The following is a 16,748-nucleotide window of genomic DNA, read 5'->3' as shown; positions in this document are numbered from 1 at the left end:
CAAACATAAATTTTACTTCTTACATTATCAACTTATCACCCAAGATTTTGCCATAAAAAAAGCGCCCGCTCGGATGAGTGGGCGCTTTTAAACAATAATTTAATAAGATTATTTTTGTTGAGCTGATGTACCGTTATTAGCAGCAGGCTTTAATTGCTCTAATGTTTGCGTAGCGTAAGCATTTCCAGGTTCAGCTTCTAAAGCTTTTTCCAAATTCTCACGAGCTTCTTGGTATTGCTCTTTGTTAACTAAATCTGCAGCAATTACATTATAAGCTTCAGCAATATACCGTCCCGACTTCTTCTGTGTTTCGGCATCCTTTGCTTGAATCACGCCTAGATACTCTTTATAAGCAGGTACAGCAAGCCCTTGAGGATTTTGTGGGTCTTCTTTTAGAGATAGGGCTTTTGCCTTATATAAGTATGCTTCAGGCATATCTTTAGCTACTTCATTTACTTTCGTAAAGGCGTTTACCGCATCATCTAAAATGCCCATACTTGGCTTCGGATCGTCATTCATATGCATAGCATAGTTGAAATACTGCGAAAATCCCCAGTAAAACAAATCGTAATTGTATGTTTTTGACTTTGGTGCTTGTGCTGCTGCTTTAAACAATGCTCCTGCCAAATCGAAACGCTTTGCATCAAAGGTCTCTTTCGCTTCCTCACTTACATCCTCAGCCAATTTCCAGGTTGTATCCATTTGAACGGCTTTGGTTAGATTTGCAATACCTTGTGTCAATAACGTAGTATCGGCAGCCTCCGTAGTATCGCTTGCAATCCTGATTTCAGATAAACCTAAGAAATAGTAATCTTGTGGGATAACACGATTTTCCTCTACTTTGGAAAGGAAGTCTGTCAATGCTTTCTGGCTGGAAGTATAATTGCCATTTTCGTAAGAAGCATAACCTAAATAACGCAGGATACGCGGATTAACCTGATCTAATTTAGCCATTTCGTTGGCTTGTTCCTCCAAGTTCTTATAGTCGCGCGCCTTGATCATAAAGTCAGCATAACGCATACGTGAATCTAAGGAGTAGTCAGTCAAATCCATGTACTGTTTGTAAGCTTTTAACGCTTCTTGTACGCGGCTGTCATAATCCTCTGATTTAGTAGCGAACTGTGCATAAGCATTATAAGTTTCCGCTAATTCTCTATAAGCAGGCGCATAATCTGGGTGCTCTTGAATAATTGTATTTAAATCCTGAATTGCTTCCGGAAACGCACGCGCTTGTTTAGAGATAACGGTCATCTGTACACGAGCCCGTGTAAAGGTATTATCCAAGTCGTAAGCATCACGATAGTTTGTATACGCATTACTAGCGTCACCCATGCCGAAATAAGCATCGCCCAAAGAAGAAGGGATCAACGCATCTTTTTGGTTCGCTTCTTTTGCCTTTTCTAAGTAAGGTAAGGCCTTTTTATAGTCTGGGTTTTCCAAGTTAGGATTCATATAAGCACGGCCTACGTATAAGTTTTCCAGGTAGTCCTTCTTTTTTGCCTTCTCGGTAGCCTCTGTAAATAACTTTTCTGCTTCTGCTGTATTTCCTTGTACAAGCGCTACAGCGCCCAAACCTACTTTATTCAAATTATCTTTAGGATCTGCTTCAAGCCCTTGTTGGAAAAAAGTTTTTGCTGAATCCGGATAATCGGTCACCAAATAAACGTCTCCTAAATAAAAGTAGTTTTCTGCATCTTTCGGCTTACTCTGAACCAAATTCTTTAAAATAGTCTTAGCCTTCGCATATTGCTCTGCATCGATTGCTACTTGTGCATCTTTCAGACTTTGTGCATAAGAAGCCCCCGAAGCTATGAAAGCAATCGCAAGACCTACACTTGCTGCTCTTCTTATCATTTTCATTGTTCTTTTGATTTATTTAAAGTCTAATATACTAATTTCTTACTATAATTTCACGAGGTGGGATACTATCGGGCAATAGGCCGGATTTTAAAATAAGTCTTTGTCCGCGCTCCCCATGCAGGAAAGACGAAAAGCCCATACCAACGGCTTCTTTCCCTTGCACATTAATGCTATACAAAGACCTCGTGAAAGGATACAAATTTAAAGCCAAATTCGATTGTGTAGGCTTATAATACCCATCGTCACCTGGCTTTCCCTTCTGATTTTTAACGCCAAGCACCTTGATGTTTTCTACATAGGACACAAGCGCCGACTGCGGCTGCATAATCCAATTGATTCCTAAAATACCTATACTCTGTGGATTTTCATTCACATATTTTAGTATTTCCCCATTGCCTTTAAGCGCATAGACGCCACGATCAGATAACTTATCCACACCAGCTAACTTTCTAAAGTAGGTAACAGTGCTTGAGTTTGCATTATCAAATACCACGGCCTTCACTTTCGCCACCGGCTTTCCCTTCATAATTTGAATGATTTCATCCACACTTATTGTGGAATCCGGGTTACTTTTATTGGTGATAACGGCAATGGCATCGGTAGCAAAACGTACGGTTCTAGGATATATTGTCTTCGATTTAAAAAATTCCGTCTCTTTCTCTGTTAATTCTCGGGTCGTTATCGCTAACTGAGCCGAATCTCTTAATAGGGCACTAAAGACCTCGTTCTCCGGTTTAGCCATCATCGTCAGTTCCGCATTCGTATAACTACTTTCAAACACGTCTATTTGATCTTCAATGATGGGTGCTACGGTTTCGTCCACCAACACCTTGGCGCGCCCCGTAAGAATGCCTTGAGTATCTTTGGTTGGTGCATTATTGCAGGCACCAAGGAATACCGTCCAAGTTGACGCACATACAATATAAACAATGACACGAATATTTTTCATGGTTAGGCAGTAATTAGTAACACGCTACATTAACACAGGTTCTTGGCATGAAATTTCCTTATCTTCTCCTTTCGATTGTCTGGTTTTGCCATAATCTTGCAAATCGCAAAAATGAATAGACAATCAGCAGCAGACCAAATAGAATCCGATAGGTTTTATCTAGGCTCAGCGGAAAATCTTTCCAGAAGATGATAATCAGTCCAAGCACGAAATAGAACCCGAACATGCAAAGTCCTAAAATGGACAGAAATCGCTTTGCGGGCGATTTCTGTCTACCATTACGTTTATCTGTACGTTCAAGCATGAATTACATTCCTTGAAGGTTCAATTTAATAGGCAGTGAGTAAGATACACGTACCGGACGTCCGTTTTGGATACCAGGCTTCCATTTCGGCGACGACTTTAACAATCGCATTGCCTCTTCTCCTGTACCATATTTAAGGTCACGCAACACCTTGATATCGGTTAAGGAACCATCTCTTTCCACCACGAAAGACACGTGGATAGACCCACTTACACCCTGCTCCTTCGCCATTTGCGGATATCTATAATTCGCACCAACCCATTTGTAGAAGGCCTGTAAACCTCCGGGGAAAGATGGCTGTACCTCTACCGCGTTAAAGTCCATGATTCCAGAACCTTCTTCTGTCACTTGTGCATCTTTCGGTCCTTCACCCACTGGCATATCGATACGGATATCTGCAGTAGGATCACCGGCGATTGTTTTTGGCCCAGGATCCGCCTTTTTCAATTCTTCGACTGTAGGCGGCTCTTCATCACGTACCTGTTCAGCCGGCACTACCTTTGGTGGAGGCATTCTGACCTGATCTACACGCGGTGGCGGTGGCTCAACCGGTGGCGGCGGCGGCGGTGCCTCTTCGTTTACTGGCGGTGGTTCAGAAAGAACCACTTCCGTTTCAATTATTTCTTCTGGGGCTTCTTCTTGTTCGCCCCGAATCGCCTTGATGATCATGGGTGATGTTACCAAACCCACAAACAATAGAACCCCAATCAGGAGCGCTCGCGAAGTGTACTTCGGCGATATGACTCGCAAGTCATAAGCCCCATACGCTTTATTGCGTCCTGCGAAGACTACATCAAGCCATTGCGGTTTAAATATATCTAATTTAGACATGCTGATTTCTTTTTAAGGGATTCCCCTTTGTTAATAAATTCCCTCACGTTTAAGCAATTCAATCTCTGGATTACTAATGTCACCAATCATATATTGTTTGGCGTTAACGATTTTCATCTCATCCAGGATATCTACTAAGTTACGGTAGTTTGAATTGTCGCTTGGTCTGATAATAACAATGAGCGGTTTTCCCGTTGCTGCCTGCACCTCTTTCATTTTTTTCAGCAGGACAGGTCTGATTCCACTTTTGCCGTAATCTACTATTGTTGGACCATCTAAGGGCTTTTCTAGTTGCCCCATATAGTATTCGATTTTATTGTTTGCGCCCAACAAGATGGTCATTGATCTATTATCAGCGACTTCCAGATTATCATCTTTGTTTTCCTTATCCTTATCTGGCATAGCCACATCCATTGCATGGGGCTTAGCCAAACTGGTAGTCAACATGAAGAAGGTAATCAGAAGGAAAGCCAAGTCAACCATGGCCGTCAAATCCACTCGAGGAGACTGTTTACCACCGGTATTTAATTCTGCCATCTCTTCTTAAATTTTTATGAATTATTTTTAGTTTCCGTAATCTTCTGTTCTAAGATTAGTAACCAAACTAAACTTATTGATTTTTTGCCCTTGAAGAATATCTATTACTTTTTTAATAGCCGGATATTGTTCTTTGGCATCTCCTTTGATTGCTACCCGCATTTCCGCATTATTAATTTCTTTTGTTGCGTAACGAGCAGCGATAATCCATTCATGTAACTCAGAAGGGCTATTCCCTACAGAATCCGTGGGGATACCTGGCTGAAGGCCAGCTCTGTTTCGCTCTGCGTTATCCATTGCAATAATCTGCTTTAGATTTTTGAAAGGAACGCCGAAACCTTCCATCAAAGAAAATCTTTCTTTTTCCTTTTGCGAGAAACCGACGCTATATTTTTCCGACATTCTTTCCAGCATACGCATTCTTATGTTCGGACCGGCAACACCGAAAAACACCTTACCATCTCCTCCTACGGTAATTGTACCCAAGTTTGCATCCGGAACCTTTATCTGTACCGTTGATGCGGGGGTATCCACCGGCAGCGGCTCTGGCTGACGAGCAGTCGCGGTAAGAATAAAGAACGTGAGCAGTAAGAATGACACGTCACACATCGCTGTCATATCAATGGTAGTGCTCGCTCTTTTTACTTTAATCTTTGGCATCTCTTTACGTTTATAAGTAAATAAAAAATTAGTTTCTAATATAGTGATGCAAATTCCACAGCGTTTCCATAAATACTATGGAATTTTTATCACTTTTTTTATTTATGCTTAGATGCGTAAGTCTGAACGATTGAGAAGCCGGCCTCATCAATAGAATAAGTCAATTTATCTATTTTAGAAGTAAATACGTTGTACATTACAATCGCGATAGTGGACGTAAAGATACCAGTAGCTGTATTGATAAGCGCCTCAGAGATACCGTTTGCTAACTGAGCCTGATCTGGAGCACCACCAGTTGCCAATGCCGCGAAGGCTTTGATCATCCCTGTTACTGTTCCTAATAGACCTGTCAATGTACCGATAGATACCAATGTAGCAATCACGGTTAAGTTCTTCTCCAACATAGGCATTTCTAAGGCAGTCGCTTCTTCGATCTCCTTTTGAATTGCCAACACAGAGTGCTCAGTATCTAAGGTAGCGTCTACAGAAGCCTCTTTATACTTATAAAGGCCCGATTTGATTACATTGGCTACAGAACCTTGTTGTTTATCACATTCTGCGATGGCAGCATCAATATTTCCTGCGGAAAGGAATCCTTGCACTTTTGAAACGAATGCATCTACATTTCCTTTTCCAGATGCTCTGCTAATTACAAAAAAGCGCTCAAATGAGAAGACGATAACCATTAAAAGCAAGCCTAGTAGGACCGGCACAACAAATCCTGCCTTGTAAACCATGCCAAAATAATTACCCGGTAGTGGGTGGCCGTTTTCTGGATCTCCGCCTTCGAAGTTGCCTGGATCACCCATTACGAATTTCCACACACATGCTCCGATGATAAAACAAATGATAATTGCCAAACTTGCAAATACGTTAGAACCTTTTGAGCTGCTCTCTTTTTTAGCTGGGGTTGGTTTTGGTGCGTTTGCCATTTTCTTGATTTTTTAGTTTTTAGTTTTTATGGATTAATTTTTAATTGTACAAAACATTTTGCCGTTTTTTCCAGTCGTCAAAAAGGCAAAAGCAAATTTATAATTTTAGATTTAAAAACAAATTTATGCAATATTAACTTTTAAATATCTCTCCTTCTAACGTGCAACAGCGGCATCAACGCCAAAAAAGAGCTCTATTGTGTCACTGCCCTCATTTTCGAAGACAATATTTTACAATAAAAACTATTTTTTTTTGTAATTGCAAATAAATGACATAAAAAAAACGTCGATTCCGGCATCTATTCGTTAATATTGTGCATTTGAATGTGTCATTATCACACCATCCCAAATCCTGTTAATTTATTCTCTTCCAACTGCCTAAACTAAGTGTAAAAAGAACACTATGCCCCCTCTTTTTTCTCGCCTTAACTCAAATGTAAAATTTAAATAGCGTTTAAGTGTTTTCAGATGCAATTGTAAACGTTGGCAGTAAGGTAATATTGTGCTTTTAGGCAAATTTATTTCCAAAAGCTTATTTGGTCTAGCCTCCTATCAATTTAACTTTATACCCTTCGGTGGTTAGGATCTCGACGATCTTTTTCCTAAAATCGCCTTGAATCATAATTTGTCCTTCTTTGGTGGCGCCCCCAACTCCACATCGCTGTTTTAATTGTTTCCCTAAAGCGGATAAATCTTCTTCCTTTCCCACAAAACCCGTAATAAGCGTTACCGCTTTTCCCGCCCGTTGTTTTTTATCCAGTTGAACACGCAATTGTTGCTTCGCCGCAGGCAAGGTGTCTGTTTCAAAAGATTCCTCTTCCCGATAGCTATAATTCTGATCAGTGGAATAGACAATACCGTCAAACTGTTGTTTTTTCTGCTTAGCCATTATAAAGGTATTTAAAGCCTTTTACTAACATACAACATTTAATGAAGAGGGCAAAACTTCTATTGACAATTTTTTGTCGAGCGTAAACGGTTCCCCATCTAAATGCACCGGCCCCCTTTGTGGGCGTTCAATGGTGATCTGTTTTCCTTTAATAATTTCCACGTAATCCGATTGATGGGCAGTTCGGCTAAACAAATGGTAGATCATTACGGGAAACTGAATTAATGGAAACTGCTTAATGATACAAACGTCAAGTAGGCCGTCGTCAACAGACGCACCGGGAGCAATGTAAGCATTATTTCCATATTGCGGGGAATTAGCTATACTGATCATAAATGCTTCCCGTTGTATTTCATTGCCATCTATACAAATCGTATATTCCTGGGGCTTATATCGACTGATTTCCTTAAGCACGATTTTTAAATAGCCTACGGGGCCACGGGTCATATTTTCCGCAAAGCGATCGCTGATAAGGGCATCAAAACCCATCCCTGCAACATTAAAAAAAGCTTTTCCGTTAACCAGACCGCTATCGATCGTAATGATATGGCCTTTATTGATTTTTGCGATGGCTTGCGATACATCAGAAGAAATTCCCAAATAACGCGCTAGACCATTTCCGGAGCCTTCGGGCACAATTGCTAAAGGCGTAGGGGTATTCAATAGTTCCTTCGCGATCTCGTTGATCGTACCATCTCCTCCCACTGCTACCACTAAATCTACTTGCTCCTGTATCGCTATTTTCGTTAACTCTGACGCATGTTGAGCCCTTTCCGTAATCTTAAAACTCGCTTCGAACAGATCGTCGTTGAGGTATTTTCTCGCTAGCCTTTCAAAGCCCTTCTTGCTCTTCCCTCCGGATATTGGATTGATTAGAAATTGGATTCGTTTTTTTGTCATTTAACAGTCGCGCCTATTCATTTACAAATGTACTAAACCCACTTGAATTTAATACCTACAGCAACGAAAGTATTATGGCACTCCTTTTTTAAGCCAGGGTTACGAATGCATCACACCTGTACGTATAATTGAGGTGTAAATACTCATCAATTATTACCCCGAAAAATACTTCTCTGCTCGTTCCTTTTATATTAGCAAAATGAATTGTACTTTTGCACGGTAAAATGTGGAATGATTTGCGTGCCAATCAAATGGCGGGATTGCAACCACAGTAAAAAAGTGCTAATGATTGCCTTTCAAATTGACACTTCATACTTATCAAGCATTTTACAAAATAGATAATATTAGGTAAAAATCTTTGAAACAATAATTTATGCCATACTTATTCACTTCAGAATCCGTTTCCGAAGGACATCCTGATAAAATAGCTGATCAAATTTCAGATGCACTTATTGATAATTTCCTTGCCTGGGATCCCGATGCGCGCGTAGCTATTGAAACATTAGTAACTACCGGACAAGTCGTCCTAGCGGGAGAAGTTAAATCGAACACCTATTTAGATGTTCAAAAGATCACCCGATCGGTTATTGAAAAAATTGGTTATACCAAATCAGCCTATATGTTCGAGGCCAATTCATGCGGAATTTTGTCTGCCATCCACGAGCAATCGGCTGATATCAACCAGGGCGTCGACCGTAAAGAAAGGCAAGATCAGGGAGCAGGCGATCAAGGCATTATGTTCGGCTACGCCAACAAAGAAACGGAGAACCTGATGCCATTGGCCTTGGATCTTTCGCACAAACTTCTTCTGGAGTTAGCCGCCCTTCGAAGGGAAAATAAAGACATCACCTATTTACGTCCGGACGCGAAAGCACAAGTGACCATTGCTTATAACGATGACCATACCCCATTGCGTATTGATACCATTGTCATCTCTACCCAACATGACGATTTTGATGAAGAGGGCGCCATGCTCGACAAGATTAAACATGATATCATCCATATTTTAATTCCTAGAGTGAAAGCGCAGCTCAAACCTGAGCTTCAGCAATTATTTGATGAACACATTACGTACCACATTAATCCCACGGGTAAATTTGTAATCGGCGGCCCGCATGGAGACACAGGATTAACCGGCAGGAAAATTATCGTAGACACTTATGGGGGTAAAGGTGGACACGGTGGTGGCGCATTTTCAGGTAAAGACCCCTCAAAAGTGGATCGTTCAGCAGCTTATGCTGCCCGACATATTGCGAAGAATCTGGTAGCTGCGGGCATTGCAGACGAGATACTCGTTCAGCTTTCATATGCTATCGGCGTAAAGCACCCAATGGGTATTTATGTAAATACCTATGGCAAAAGCAATGTGGCTTTAACCGATGGACAGATTGCAGAAAAAATAGCTGAGCTTTTTGATTTAACGCCTTATGGAATTGAAACCAGACTAAAATTGCGAAATCCTATTTATTCTGAGACCGCTGCTTACGGCCATATGGGACGCGAATCCGTTATTGTTAATAAAACCTTCGAAAACTCGATGGGTGAAGTAAAGACCGTGGAGGTAGAACTTTTTACTTGGGAAAAACTGGACTATATTGAACCGGTAAGGAAGGCTTTTGGCTTCTAAAGGATTTGAAATGTTGTTTGAGCCCGGCATACGCCGGGCTTTTTTTATTCAATAGCTTTATAAAAATATTTATTTTTGCTGGCATTGCAAAAGACCTGGTTGAAAATGCAATGGTAGAACCTTTAATACATGAAATATCATGTCTTATAGGTTACACAAAAACAGATTATTTACATATGAACAAATTTTTTGGATATATCCTGACACCATTCCATTACCTTTACTTCGGCCTTATTCTTGTGATCTTCCACCCTATTCAGTGGATCTGTCTCAAACTAGGCGGGTATGAAGCGCACAAAAGGTCTGTCGATATCCTTAATTGGTTTCTTACAAGCAGCTATTATCTTTTAGGAAATAGCGTACATTTTATCAATAATCAACAACTACCTGTTGCTCAACCCATCATTTTCATTGCAAATCATCAAAGCATGTATGATATCCCGCCGTTGATTTACTTCCTAAGAAAGCATCATGCCAAATTCGTGTCTAAAATTGAGCTGGCAAGCGGTATTCCAAGTATATCGTTCAATCTTAAATATGGTGGTGCAGCCAATATTGATCGAAGTGACCCAAAGCAGTCGATCGCGGAAATATTGAAGTTGGCGAAGAACATGAAAGATAAAAACTGGTCAACGGTTATTTTTCCGGAAGGGACACGATCCAAAACAGGCGTTATGAAACCCTTTGCGGTTGGCGGCATCGCTACCATTCTAAAAAAAGTACCTCATGCAATCATTGTACCCGTAGTCATTAACAACTCTTGGAAAATGGTTCAATATGGTTCTTTTCCGCTTCGTGCTTTCACAGCGATGAGCTGGGAAGTGCTTGCTCCTATCTCTTCGGAAGGACGCACAGCAGAAGACGTAGTAAAAGCGGCAGAAGAAGCGATTCGGGAGAAAGTGGTTCCCTAGTATAAAATACTCATCACCATTATCTCACCTTTCTTCCCTTCCAATAATACTTACCGGTATTACCGGCGATCCCAATGTAAACGATGTAAAAAAGATGCATAACGCTGAGTAAAGGCAAATTGATCAGCAGGGCACTTCGGGAAGCAAATTTTGTAATCGGCATTAAAAATAAAAGCTCTATCCCAATTTTAGCCAACAGAATGATGCCGAACCCTAAAAGCATGGGAGGAAAAAAAACGCCCAGTAAGGCATTCAGTAAAACCGCCAGATTGAATATCCAAATTGCTATTCCTAATAGCACGATGTTTTTATTCTTGTATTTAGTGCTTTTAGAGGCCCAGCGCTTCCGTTGCCGGATAAATTCCTTCAGGTTTTCTTTAGCTTCTGTATAGACAATAGCCTCCTCCGACTTACAAAACCCGATACCGAGGGGATACTTCTGCGCCACTTTATGCAGAAAAAGCTCATCATCTCCACTTGCTAAATCGTCAATTCCGTTAAATCCACCTAATTCATAAAATACGTCTCGCCGATAGGCGAGATTGGCACCATTGCATGTTGATGGCCTACGCAGGCCAATAGAAGCAGCACCCAAACCTATAAGGTATAAAAATTCTAAGGTCTGTAATTTCTCGAAGTAACTCTTCTCTTGGTGATAAACAACGGGAGAAGAAATTAACTTATAGTTCTTCTCTTCATACAGGCTCACAATGGTGCGTAACCAATTTGGGCCCATAACGCAATCGGCATCCGTTGCGACCATTAACTCACCCTTTGCACTAGCAATTCCCTCACTGATGGCTTTCTTTTTATACGAATTTAGTTTTTCATGCTCATTCAACTCAATCAATTTAACCCCCCGATCACTGTACGATGCAATAATTTCAGCTGTTCTATCCGTCGAATGATCATTTATAATAATCAATTCCATTAACTCACTCGGATAATGTTGCTTCAAGATGCACTCTATTGTTTTTGCAATATTACCTTCTTCATTGCGAGCTGCGATGAGCACGCTGACCGATGTTTTAAAAGTGTGCGTGTTCTTAGCTACATGATCCGGCAGCTGCTTCCACCCTCTTCGGAGCGTAAACACCATATATCCGTAATATAAACACAGTATCGTAGTGATCCCACTAATGATTTGAATTGCCAAAGAAATTAATTTTAAAAACAAATACCGAACCTATGATGGCCGGAATAATCAGATTAATAAACCAAATGGATGCCGCAGAGGCCATAACCGCCAACTCTTGCGTTGTTATAAAAGCAAAAAGATATCCCGCCGTTAAGCTTCTTACACCCACATCCAACAAATCTAATGAAGGCATTGCAGATTGAATAAAAAACAATAAAAAAACCATCAAAACCATTGGCCCTGTGGGTATCGAAGGGATAAGTATGTGCATTACCAACATATATTGAGACGTAAACACGGCATATCGGAATAACGACATGGAAAAAACATACCATAACTGTTTTGTATCATATCGTTCTAATAGGAAAAAGAAGCGTTGCACTTTAGTGAGCCATTTGATCCTCCGGATGAAACGATTAAGCCATTTGATTCTAAAGTATAAAAGCAACATGAGGAGAATAAAGCCTAGGGCCAACAAGCAGAGTGCGAGATATAACCAAAACGAAGGGTACTTGTAGTTGCCAATAAACCATACCAACGCAATGGCTCCCATCATGTTGGTAATGACTAACTGAGCGAAAGCTCCGACGGCCATAGCCAGTACACCGAACATGCGTTTACGAGGGTTTAAAAACAATACCCGTCCACCATATTCGCCTATCCTATTAGGTGTAAAAATAGCCCAGCTTAACCCGCAAAAAACCGATTCAAACGCTTTTACGAAGGAAATTTTTTGAATGGGACGACAAAGGTATTGCCATTTAATGCATTCTAAACACCAGTTTATAAGCATTAAAGTGAAAAGCGAAAAAATGGTTAAGCTTAGTAACTCTGTATCCAACCGTCCGATTAAGCGTTTAAACTCATATAGGTTTTTATTGTCACTTAATTTCCTATGTATGAACCATATCGTCAGTAAGAGTACGGTAATTTTAATACTTACACTTATTATTTTTTTTCCCCTCGTGCTCAATGGTGTTTTTTTTGCAATGTTAAGAAAACTTAAATAAATTATAACATAGCAAGGCCGAAAGAACATTCTTAACCCTGTTTATGCTAATAAAATCGTAATATTGTGACATGTTGCAAAGCGATTTAAAAGAGCGGGTTATCTTGGGGATCGATCCCGGAACCAAAGTGATGGGCTACGGTTTAATTCAGGAAAAGGGGAAACAACTGAGCTTAATAAGCTTAGGAATCATTAAACTGGATCATTTGGAAAATCAGGCGCTTAAGTTGCAACGTATATTTGAGAAGACCACCTCACTAATCGATCAGTACCATCCTGATTGCATGGCTTTAGAAGATCCATTTTATGGCAAAAACATCCAGGTCATTCTGAAGTTAGGGCGAGCTCAGGGAGTAGCCATGGCAGCCGCTTTAGCCAAAAAAATTGAAATAGCGGAATACGCGCCCAGGAAAATAAAGCAATCCGTAACAGGTAACGGCAGTGCATCGAAAGAACAAGTTGCCTCCATGTTAAAGAATTTATTAAACTTCAAGGAGAGCCCACAATTTCTTGATGCAACAGACGGGCTTGCAGTGGCGGTATGCCATGCATTTCAAGGACGCGGCACAAGCAGTGGTAAGAAGAGCTATACTGGCTGGGAATCTTTTATAAAAGAAAATTCCCATCGATTAAAATAAGAAAGACCGATCTATACCTCATTGCGGCACGAAAACACTACGAATTACTCGTTAATCTCGCCAGCTCTTGTCTGATACGTTCAGCATGTTCGCTAAGTTGCTCACTGCTAAGCTTCAGTTTTTCTTTCGAGAAGTTGATATCACCTACATGGTTGATAGGTACTAAATGGATATGCGCATGCGGCACTTCCAGTCCAATCACAGCAACGCCCACCTTTTCGCATGGAAAAGCTATTTTGATAGCTGATGCAACAATTTTGGCAAACATCCAGATGCCAATGTACTCATCATCTTCCATATCAAAGATATAATCCGTTTCTTTTTTGGGAATCACGAGTACATGTCCTTCCGCTAAGGGATTGATGTCTAAGAAAGCCAAGAAATCATTTGACTCAGCCACTTTATGCGCCGGAATTTCACCTGATACAATTTTTGAAAATAAAGAAGACATAATACAAGGAAGTAAAAATTAAAAATTAAAAAAGCATAAATCTAACAACTTAACCCACCGTTAGCGTCATGTAAGCGGTTATGGCAGCAACCGCACATAACCGCTATACAAGCTATCGTGAGATCTCCAATATTTCCAGTTCGATTTTCCCTGCAGGTACTTCTATTTCAGCTTTATCACCTACGGATTTACCTAACAGGCCTTGCGCTATCGGTGATTTTACCGATATTTTACCGGATTTAAGATCTGCCTCTGTTTCGGAAACCAATTGATAGGTCATGATCGCTCCATTCTTTGTGTTTTTTAATTTTACAATGGATAGAGCCAACACTTTGGTTACGTCTAATTTAGACTCATCGATCAATCTCGCATTTGCTAAAACCTCCTCCAACTTTGCGATCTTTGCTTCGTGAAGGCCTTGCGCCTCTTTGGCTGCGTCGTATTCCGCATTCTCGGACAAGTCACCCTTGTCCCTTGCTTCAGCAATAGCTCTTGCTATGGCGGCCCTTCCTTCCGTCTTCAGATACTGAAGTTCCTCCTTCAACTTTTCCAATCCTTCTTTGCTATAATATGTTACGTCTGCCATAAAAATAATACTTTAAGGTTCCATTATAAAAAACAAGCAAGACCACGCCTTATTACCAAGCGTGGTCTTGCTGAGTTAACAACGAAGTTAACTCCTTTTTCTTAAAAAAACAAATCCACTAATGTGTTTAACAGATATTAACAACTAGGTTCTATCTGCAACAAATTTATACCCCATTCCCCGTACTGTTTGTAAATGATACGGCTTATCGGGATTAATTTCAATCTTCTTCCGCAAGCGCACGATATGCATATCGAGGGTGCGGGTATTCACATTGGAACTGTATCCCCAAACCACTTGCATAAGTTCGTCTCTACTGATAACCCTATTCACATTCTGCAAGAAATAAAGTAGAATCCGATTTTCAAGAATAGTCAGCTCTATTTTTTTCCCATCTCTGATTAACGAATGCGTGTTTGGATGGTGTTCCGTGTTACCAAAGTATAAAGTGTCATTTGCGTTGTTAACAAAAAACTTCACTTTATTTTCGATCATTGCTACTAAAACATCCATATTGAAGGGTTTAGTTATATAATCCGAAACACCGAAGCTATATGCGTCTATCTTATCCACGTCCTGCGACTTGGCGGTCATCATAATAACCAGATTATTAAAACCTGCTTTGCGCAAATTTGCACAGACCTCTGACCCTTGCTTTCCGGGTAACATCCAGTCTAACAATACAATATCCGGCTTTTCAGTTAATATTAACGTCTCCGCATCCTTCCCATTCGAGGCCTGTATCACTTGGTAATGTTCCGATTCTAATCGATGAACAACCAAAAATCGAAGGTTTTCATCATCTTCTATTACAGCAATTTTAGTGTTTTTTTGCATAGTTTTACTTCTGTGCTGTTCGTCTAATTAATGTACATATGGCAGTGTTACTAGAAAAGTTGACCCTTTTCCCAAGGTGCTCTTTACTTGGATATCGCCGTCCATAAAATTCAACAATTCTTTACAAAATGCCAAACCTAAACCTACACTGCCTTGTTGGTTATACTGACTTTTTACTCTATAAAATTTTTTAAATATATTTATAAGTTCGCTCCTTGGAATTCCTATTCCCTTATCGACAAACTTAAACATTATTTGCTTTTTTTGCTTAAAAATAGTGATTTTTAACGATTTACTGCCTTCCTCGGAATACTTATAAGCGTTATCTATTAAATTTTGGAACACACTACCGAGTAAGACCTGGTCTGTATGCAAGGTTGACACATCTTTAAGCTCATATTGCAAATCAAAACCAGGGTATTTTAGTTGATACCGATTTACAATTTTTTCGCAAAAGTCTTTTAAATTAACCTTTTCATATTTCAATTTAATGGACTTATTCTCAATTTGTGTAAAAGATAATAAGGTATTCAATAGATTATTAAGCTTATCTGCCTCCTCATCCAGTATCTTACCGTATAGCTTTCTGGCGTCCTCTTTTAACTCTTTGGCACTTTGAATATTATTGCCCGCAATTTTAATAACACTTACAGGCGTTTTAAATTCATGGGTAAGGTTATTGACAAAATCATATTGCAGCTTAAACATCTTATTATTAAAACTAATATTTCGATAGATCAGGTACCCAATTACAAACAATACCAAGTAGCCTAAGGAAATCATTAGCGCTAGTGGCATAAACCGTCTATTAACCTCCTTTATCAAGAAATTTCTATTAGCGCTAAAGTATATTTTATACGAAGCAAGCGCACCGGGTAAGGGACTCTCCGTAGTCAGCAAGTCGGGATCGGTATCAAGCGTTGCATAGAACAGTGGTTTTATTTCGATCTTTTCATAAAGTTCCGGATGATTATTCACTAATTTTAGGTCCTGCGGATCTATATAATAGCTCAAGATATCCTGTTCATAAATCGAGTTATTATCAATCTCGCTTTCTACGAATTGCTTGTATGCTTTGATGTCCTCTTTCCGAGGAATATTCATGTACGTTATTTTCTCAGGAATAACAGCATAAAAGAACTTATTTATCTCATCGTTATTAACACTCCGTGAAGTATCAGCGATATCAATGAAGCTGGCAAGCCTTGCGGCCATACTATTAAAATCATCGGCAATACGAATATCGAATTTTTCACCGGAGTTAGCTCGATAAATTACCTGGCTCTTCGGACAATCTCTTCTAAATTGATACACGGCACGGGGCGTTATCCCTAATCCTGTAGGTGTGTGGCTTACATAAGCATCAAAGAATAAAATGCGCTTTACAAAAGCATACTTTTTTAACACGGAGTCTGCATAAATGAAGGCAGAATTGGAATCGAGATATCCCTGATAAAAGGATACTTCCGGTATTTTATTAAAAAAAAGGTCGTTATAAGACTCTATATTCTTATCTAAAACATCGATTTTTTTTCCGACAAATTCATTTTCAACAAGCTTCCGCGCATATTTCTTTGCAAAGCCCAAGGCTATAATAAATAATAGTGATGCCAGGACAGCAAATGTGATAATAAGCCGGTAATTTTTTCGATAATGGTTATGATTTGGCATATATGATACCGATAAACC

18 protein-coding genes are annotated in these 16,748 nt (G+C 39.9%); 3 read left to right on the top strand and 15 right to left on the bottom strand.

Features of this window, described 5'->3' with window-relative positions; translation table 11 throughout:
- Nucleotides 1-108 precede the first annotated feature (108 nt).
- The 9 genes from ACH11B_RS08240 to ACH11B_RS08200 form a co-directional block, all read right to left on the bottom strand.
- Complete coding sequence (locus ACH11B_RS08240; RefSeq protein ID WP_404274013.1) at nt 109-1,854, bottom strand: tetratricopeptide repeat protein; 1,746 nt, start codon at nt 1,852-1,854, stop codon at nt 109-111.
- A 37-nt stretch (nt 1,855-1,891) separates the two neighbouring features.
- Nucleotides 1,892-2,809, bottom strand: a complete 918-nt coding sequence (locus tag ACH11B_RS08235; RefSeq protein ID WP_377613233.1) for a PstS family phosphate ABC transporter substrate-binding protein — start codon at nt 2,807-2,809, stop codon at nt 1,892-1,894.
- A gap of 58 nt (nt 2,810-2,867) precedes the next feature.
- A complete protein-coding gene (locus ACH11B_RS08230; protein ID WP_134089522.1) occupies nt 2,868-3,113 on the bottom strand; it encodes a hypothetical protein in 246 nt (81 codons plus the stop codon).
- A 3-nt stretch (nt 3,114-3,116) separates the two neighbouring features.
- A complete protein-coding gene (locus tag ACH11B_RS08225) occupies nt 3,117-3,944 on the bottom strand; it encodes an energy transducer TonB (protein WP_134089523.1) in 828 nt (275 codons plus the stop codon).
- A 30-nt stretch (nt 3,945-3,974) separates the two neighbouring features.
- Nucleotides 3,975-4,481 carry a biopolymer transporter ExbD gene (locus ACH11B_RS08220; protein WP_134089524.1) on the bottom strand — a complete coding sequence of 169 codons (507 nt, stop codon included), beginning with the start codon at nt 4,479-4,481 and terminating at the stop codon, nt 3,975-3,977.
- 27 nt (nt 4,482-4,508) lie between these two features.
- Nucleotides 4,509-5,141, bottom strand: a complete 633-nt coding sequence (locus tag ACH11B_RS08215; RefSeq protein ID WP_377613232.1) for an ExbD/TolR family protein — start codon at nt 5,139-5,141, stop codon at nt 4,509-4,511.
- 98 nt (nt 5,142-5,239) lie between these two features.
- Nucleotides 5,240-6,073 (bottom strand): MotA/TolQ/ExbB proton channel family protein, encoded by an 834-nt coding sequence (locus ACH11B_RS08210; RefSeq protein ID WP_134089526.1) that lies wholly within the window; start codon nt 6,071-6,073, stop codon nt 5,240-5,242.
- 541 nt (nt 6,074-6,614) lie between these two features.
- On the bottom strand, nt 6,615-6,962 hold the full coding sequence (locus tag ACH11B_RS08205) for a translation initiation factor (RefSeq protein ID WP_013664868.1): 348 nt from the start codon (nt 6,960-6,962) through the stop codon (nt 6,615-6,617).
- Nucleotides 6,963-6,986: 24 nt separating this feature from the next.
- Nucleotides 6,987-7,862 (bottom strand): diacylglycerol kinase family protein, encoded by an 876-nt coding sequence (locus ACH11B_RS08200; RefSeq protein ID WP_130854482.1) that lies wholly within the window; start codon nt 7,860-7,862, stop codon nt 6,987-6,989.
- 373 nt (nt 7,863-8,235) lie between these two features.
- On the opposite strand from ACH11B_RS08200, the gene metK reads away from it, so the two are divergent.
- Nucleotides 8,236-9,489 (top strand): methionine adenosyltransferase, encoded by a 1,254-nt coding sequence (gene metK / locus ACH11B_RS08195; RefSeq protein ID WP_013664866.1) that lies wholly within the window; start codon nt 8,236-8,238, stop codon nt 9,487-9,489.
- Nucleotides 9,490-9,665: 176 nt separating this feature from the next.
- Nucleotides 9,666-10,400, top strand: a complete 735-nt coding sequence (locus ACH11B_RS08190) for a 1-acyl-sn-glycerol-3-phosphate acyltransferase (protein ID WP_041388039.1) — start codon at nt 9,666-9,668, stop codon at nt 10,398-10,400.
- A 19-nt stretch (nt 10,401-10,419) separates the two neighbouring features.
- Here the strand turns inward: ACH11B_RS08190 and ACH11B_RS08185 are convergent, their stop codons facing one another.
- Entirely contained in the window at nt 10,420-11,499 is a 1,080-nt protein-coding gene (locus tag ACH11B_RS08185; RefSeq protein ID WP_013664864.1) for a glycosyltransferase, read from the bottom strand.
- Nucleotides 11,500-11,536: 37 nt separating this feature from the next.
- The gene (locus ACH11B_RS08180; protein ID WP_242627106.1) at nt 11,537-12,511 is read right to left on the bottom strand and encodes a lysylphosphatidylglycerol synthase domain-containing protein; all 975 of its coding nucleotides are present in this window, start codon (nt 12,509-12,511) and stop codon (nt 11,537-11,539) included.
- A gap of 107 nt (nt 12,512-12,618) precedes the next feature.
- Between ACH11B_RS08180 and ruvC the strand changes: the two genes are divergently transcribed.
- On the top strand, nt 12,619-13,185 hold the full coding sequence (ruvC, locus tag ACH11B_RS08175; RefSeq protein WP_377613231.1) for a crossover junction endodeoxyribonuclease RuvC: 567 nt from the start codon (nt 12,619-12,621) through the stop codon (nt 13,183-13,185).
- Nucleotides 13,186-13,222: 37 nt separating this feature from the next.
- Here the strand turns inward: ruvC and ACH11B_RS08170 are convergent, their stop codons facing one another.
- The 4 genes from ACH11B_RS08170 to ACH11B_RS08155 all read right to left on the bottom strand — a co-directional run bounded on the left by ACH11B_RS08170 (nt 13,223) and on the right by ACH11B_RS08155 (nt 16,730).
- A complete protein-coding gene (locus ACH11B_RS08170; protein ID WP_013664861.1) occupies nt 13,223-13,636 on the bottom strand; it encodes an HIT family protein in 414 nt (137 codons plus the stop codon).
- A 112-nt stretch (nt 13,637-13,748) separates the two neighbouring features.
- Nucleotides 13,749-14,222 carry a transcription elongation factor GreA gene (gene greA / locus ACH11B_RS08165; RefSeq protein ID WP_013664860.1) on the bottom strand — a complete coding sequence of 158 codons (474 nt, stop codon included), beginning with the start codon at nt 14,220-14,222 and terminating at the stop codon, nt 13,749-13,751.
- A gap of 144 nt (nt 14,223-14,366) precedes the next feature.
- Nucleotides 14,367-15,059 carry a response regulator transcription factor gene (locus ACH11B_RS08160; RefSeq protein WP_013664859.1) on the bottom strand — a complete coding sequence of 231 codons (693 nt, stop codon included), beginning with the start codon at nt 15,057-15,059 and terminating at the stop codon, nt 14,367-14,369.
- A 27-nt stretch (nt 15,060-15,086) separates the two neighbouring features.
- Nucleotides 15,087-16,730 (bottom strand): sensor histidine kinase, encoded by a 1,644-nt coding sequence (locus ACH11B_RS08155; protein WP_377613230.1) that lies wholly within the window; start codon nt 16,728-16,730, stop codon nt 15,087-15,089.
- Between the last annotated feature and the right edge of the window lie 18 nt (nt 16,731-16,748).

The organism is Olivibacter sp. EAT-5, from assembly GCF_044784325.1.
GTDB lineage: Bacteria > Bacteroidota > Bacteroidia > Sphingobacteriales > Sphingobacteriaceae > Olivibacter > Olivibacter oleidegradans.
This window is presented reverse-complemented; position numbering and strand designations above follow the sequence as displayed.

Coding starts and splice junctions, on each gene's coding strand:
- ACH11B_RS08185 (WP_013664864.1), bottom strand. CDS start 11,499: ATGGTGTTTACGCTCCGAAGAGGGTGGAAGCAGCTGCCGGATCATGTA.
- ACH11B_RS08225 (WP_134089523.1), bottom strand. CDS start 3,944: ATGTCTAAATTAGATATATTTAAACCGCAATGGCTTGATGTAGTCTTC.
- metK (WP_013664866.1), top strand. CDS start 8,236: ATGCCATACTTATTCACTTCAGAATCCGTTTCCGAAGGACATCCTGAT.
- ACH11B_RS08190 (WP_041388039.1), top strand. CDS start 9,666: ATGAACAAATTTTTTGGATATATCCTGACACCATTCCATTACCTTTAC.
- ACH11B_RS08170 (WP_013664861.1), bottom strand. CDS start 13,636: ATGTCTTCTTTATTTTCAAAAATTGTATCAGGTGAAATTCCGGCGCAT.
- greA (WP_013664860.1), bottom strand. CDS start 14,222: ATGGCAGACGTAACATATTATAGCAAAGAAGGATTGGAAAAGTTGAAG.
- ACH11B_RS08200 (WP_130854482.1), bottom strand. CDS start 7,862: ATGACAAAAAAACGAATCCAATTTCTAATCAATCCAATATCCGGAGGG.
- ACH11B_RS08235 (WP_377613233.1), bottom strand. CDS start 2,809: ATGAAAAATATTCGTGTCATTGTTTATATTGTATGTGCGTCAACTTGG.
- ACH11B_RS08205 (WP_013664868.1), bottom strand. CDS start 6,962: ATGGCTAAGCAGAAAAAACAACAGTTTGACGGTATTGTCTATTCCACT.
- ACH11B_RS08240 (WP_404274013.1), bottom strand. CDS start 1,854: ATGATAAGAAGAGCAGCAAGTGTAGGTCTTGCGATTGCTTTCATAGCT.
- ruvC (WP_377613231.1), top strand. CDS start 12,619: ATGTTGCAAAGCGATTTAAAAGAGCGGGTTATCTTGGGGATCGATCCC.
- ACH11B_RS08155 (WP_377613230.1), bottom strand. CDS start 16,730: ATGCCAAATCATAACCATTATCGAAAAAATTACCGGCTTATTATCACA.
- ACH11B_RS08160 (WP_013664859.1), bottom strand. CDS start 15,059: ATGCAAAAAAACACTAAAATTGCTGTAATAGAAGATGATGAAAACCTT.
- ACH11B_RS08220 (WP_134089524.1), bottom strand. CDS start 4,481: ATGGCAGAATTAAATACCGGTGGTAAACAGTCTCCTCGAGTGGATTTG.
- ACH11B_RS08210 (WP_134089526.1), bottom strand. CDS start 6,073: ATGGCAAACGCACCAAAACCAACCCCAGCTAAAAAAGAGAGCAGCTCA.
- ACH11B_RS08215 (WP_377613232.1), bottom strand. CDS start 5,141: ATGCCAAAGATTAAAGTAAAAAGAGCGAGCACTACCATTGATATGACA.
- ACH11B_RS08230 (WP_134089522.1), bottom strand. CDS start 3,113: ATGCTTGAACGTACAGATAAACGTAATGGTAGACAGAAATCGCCCGCA.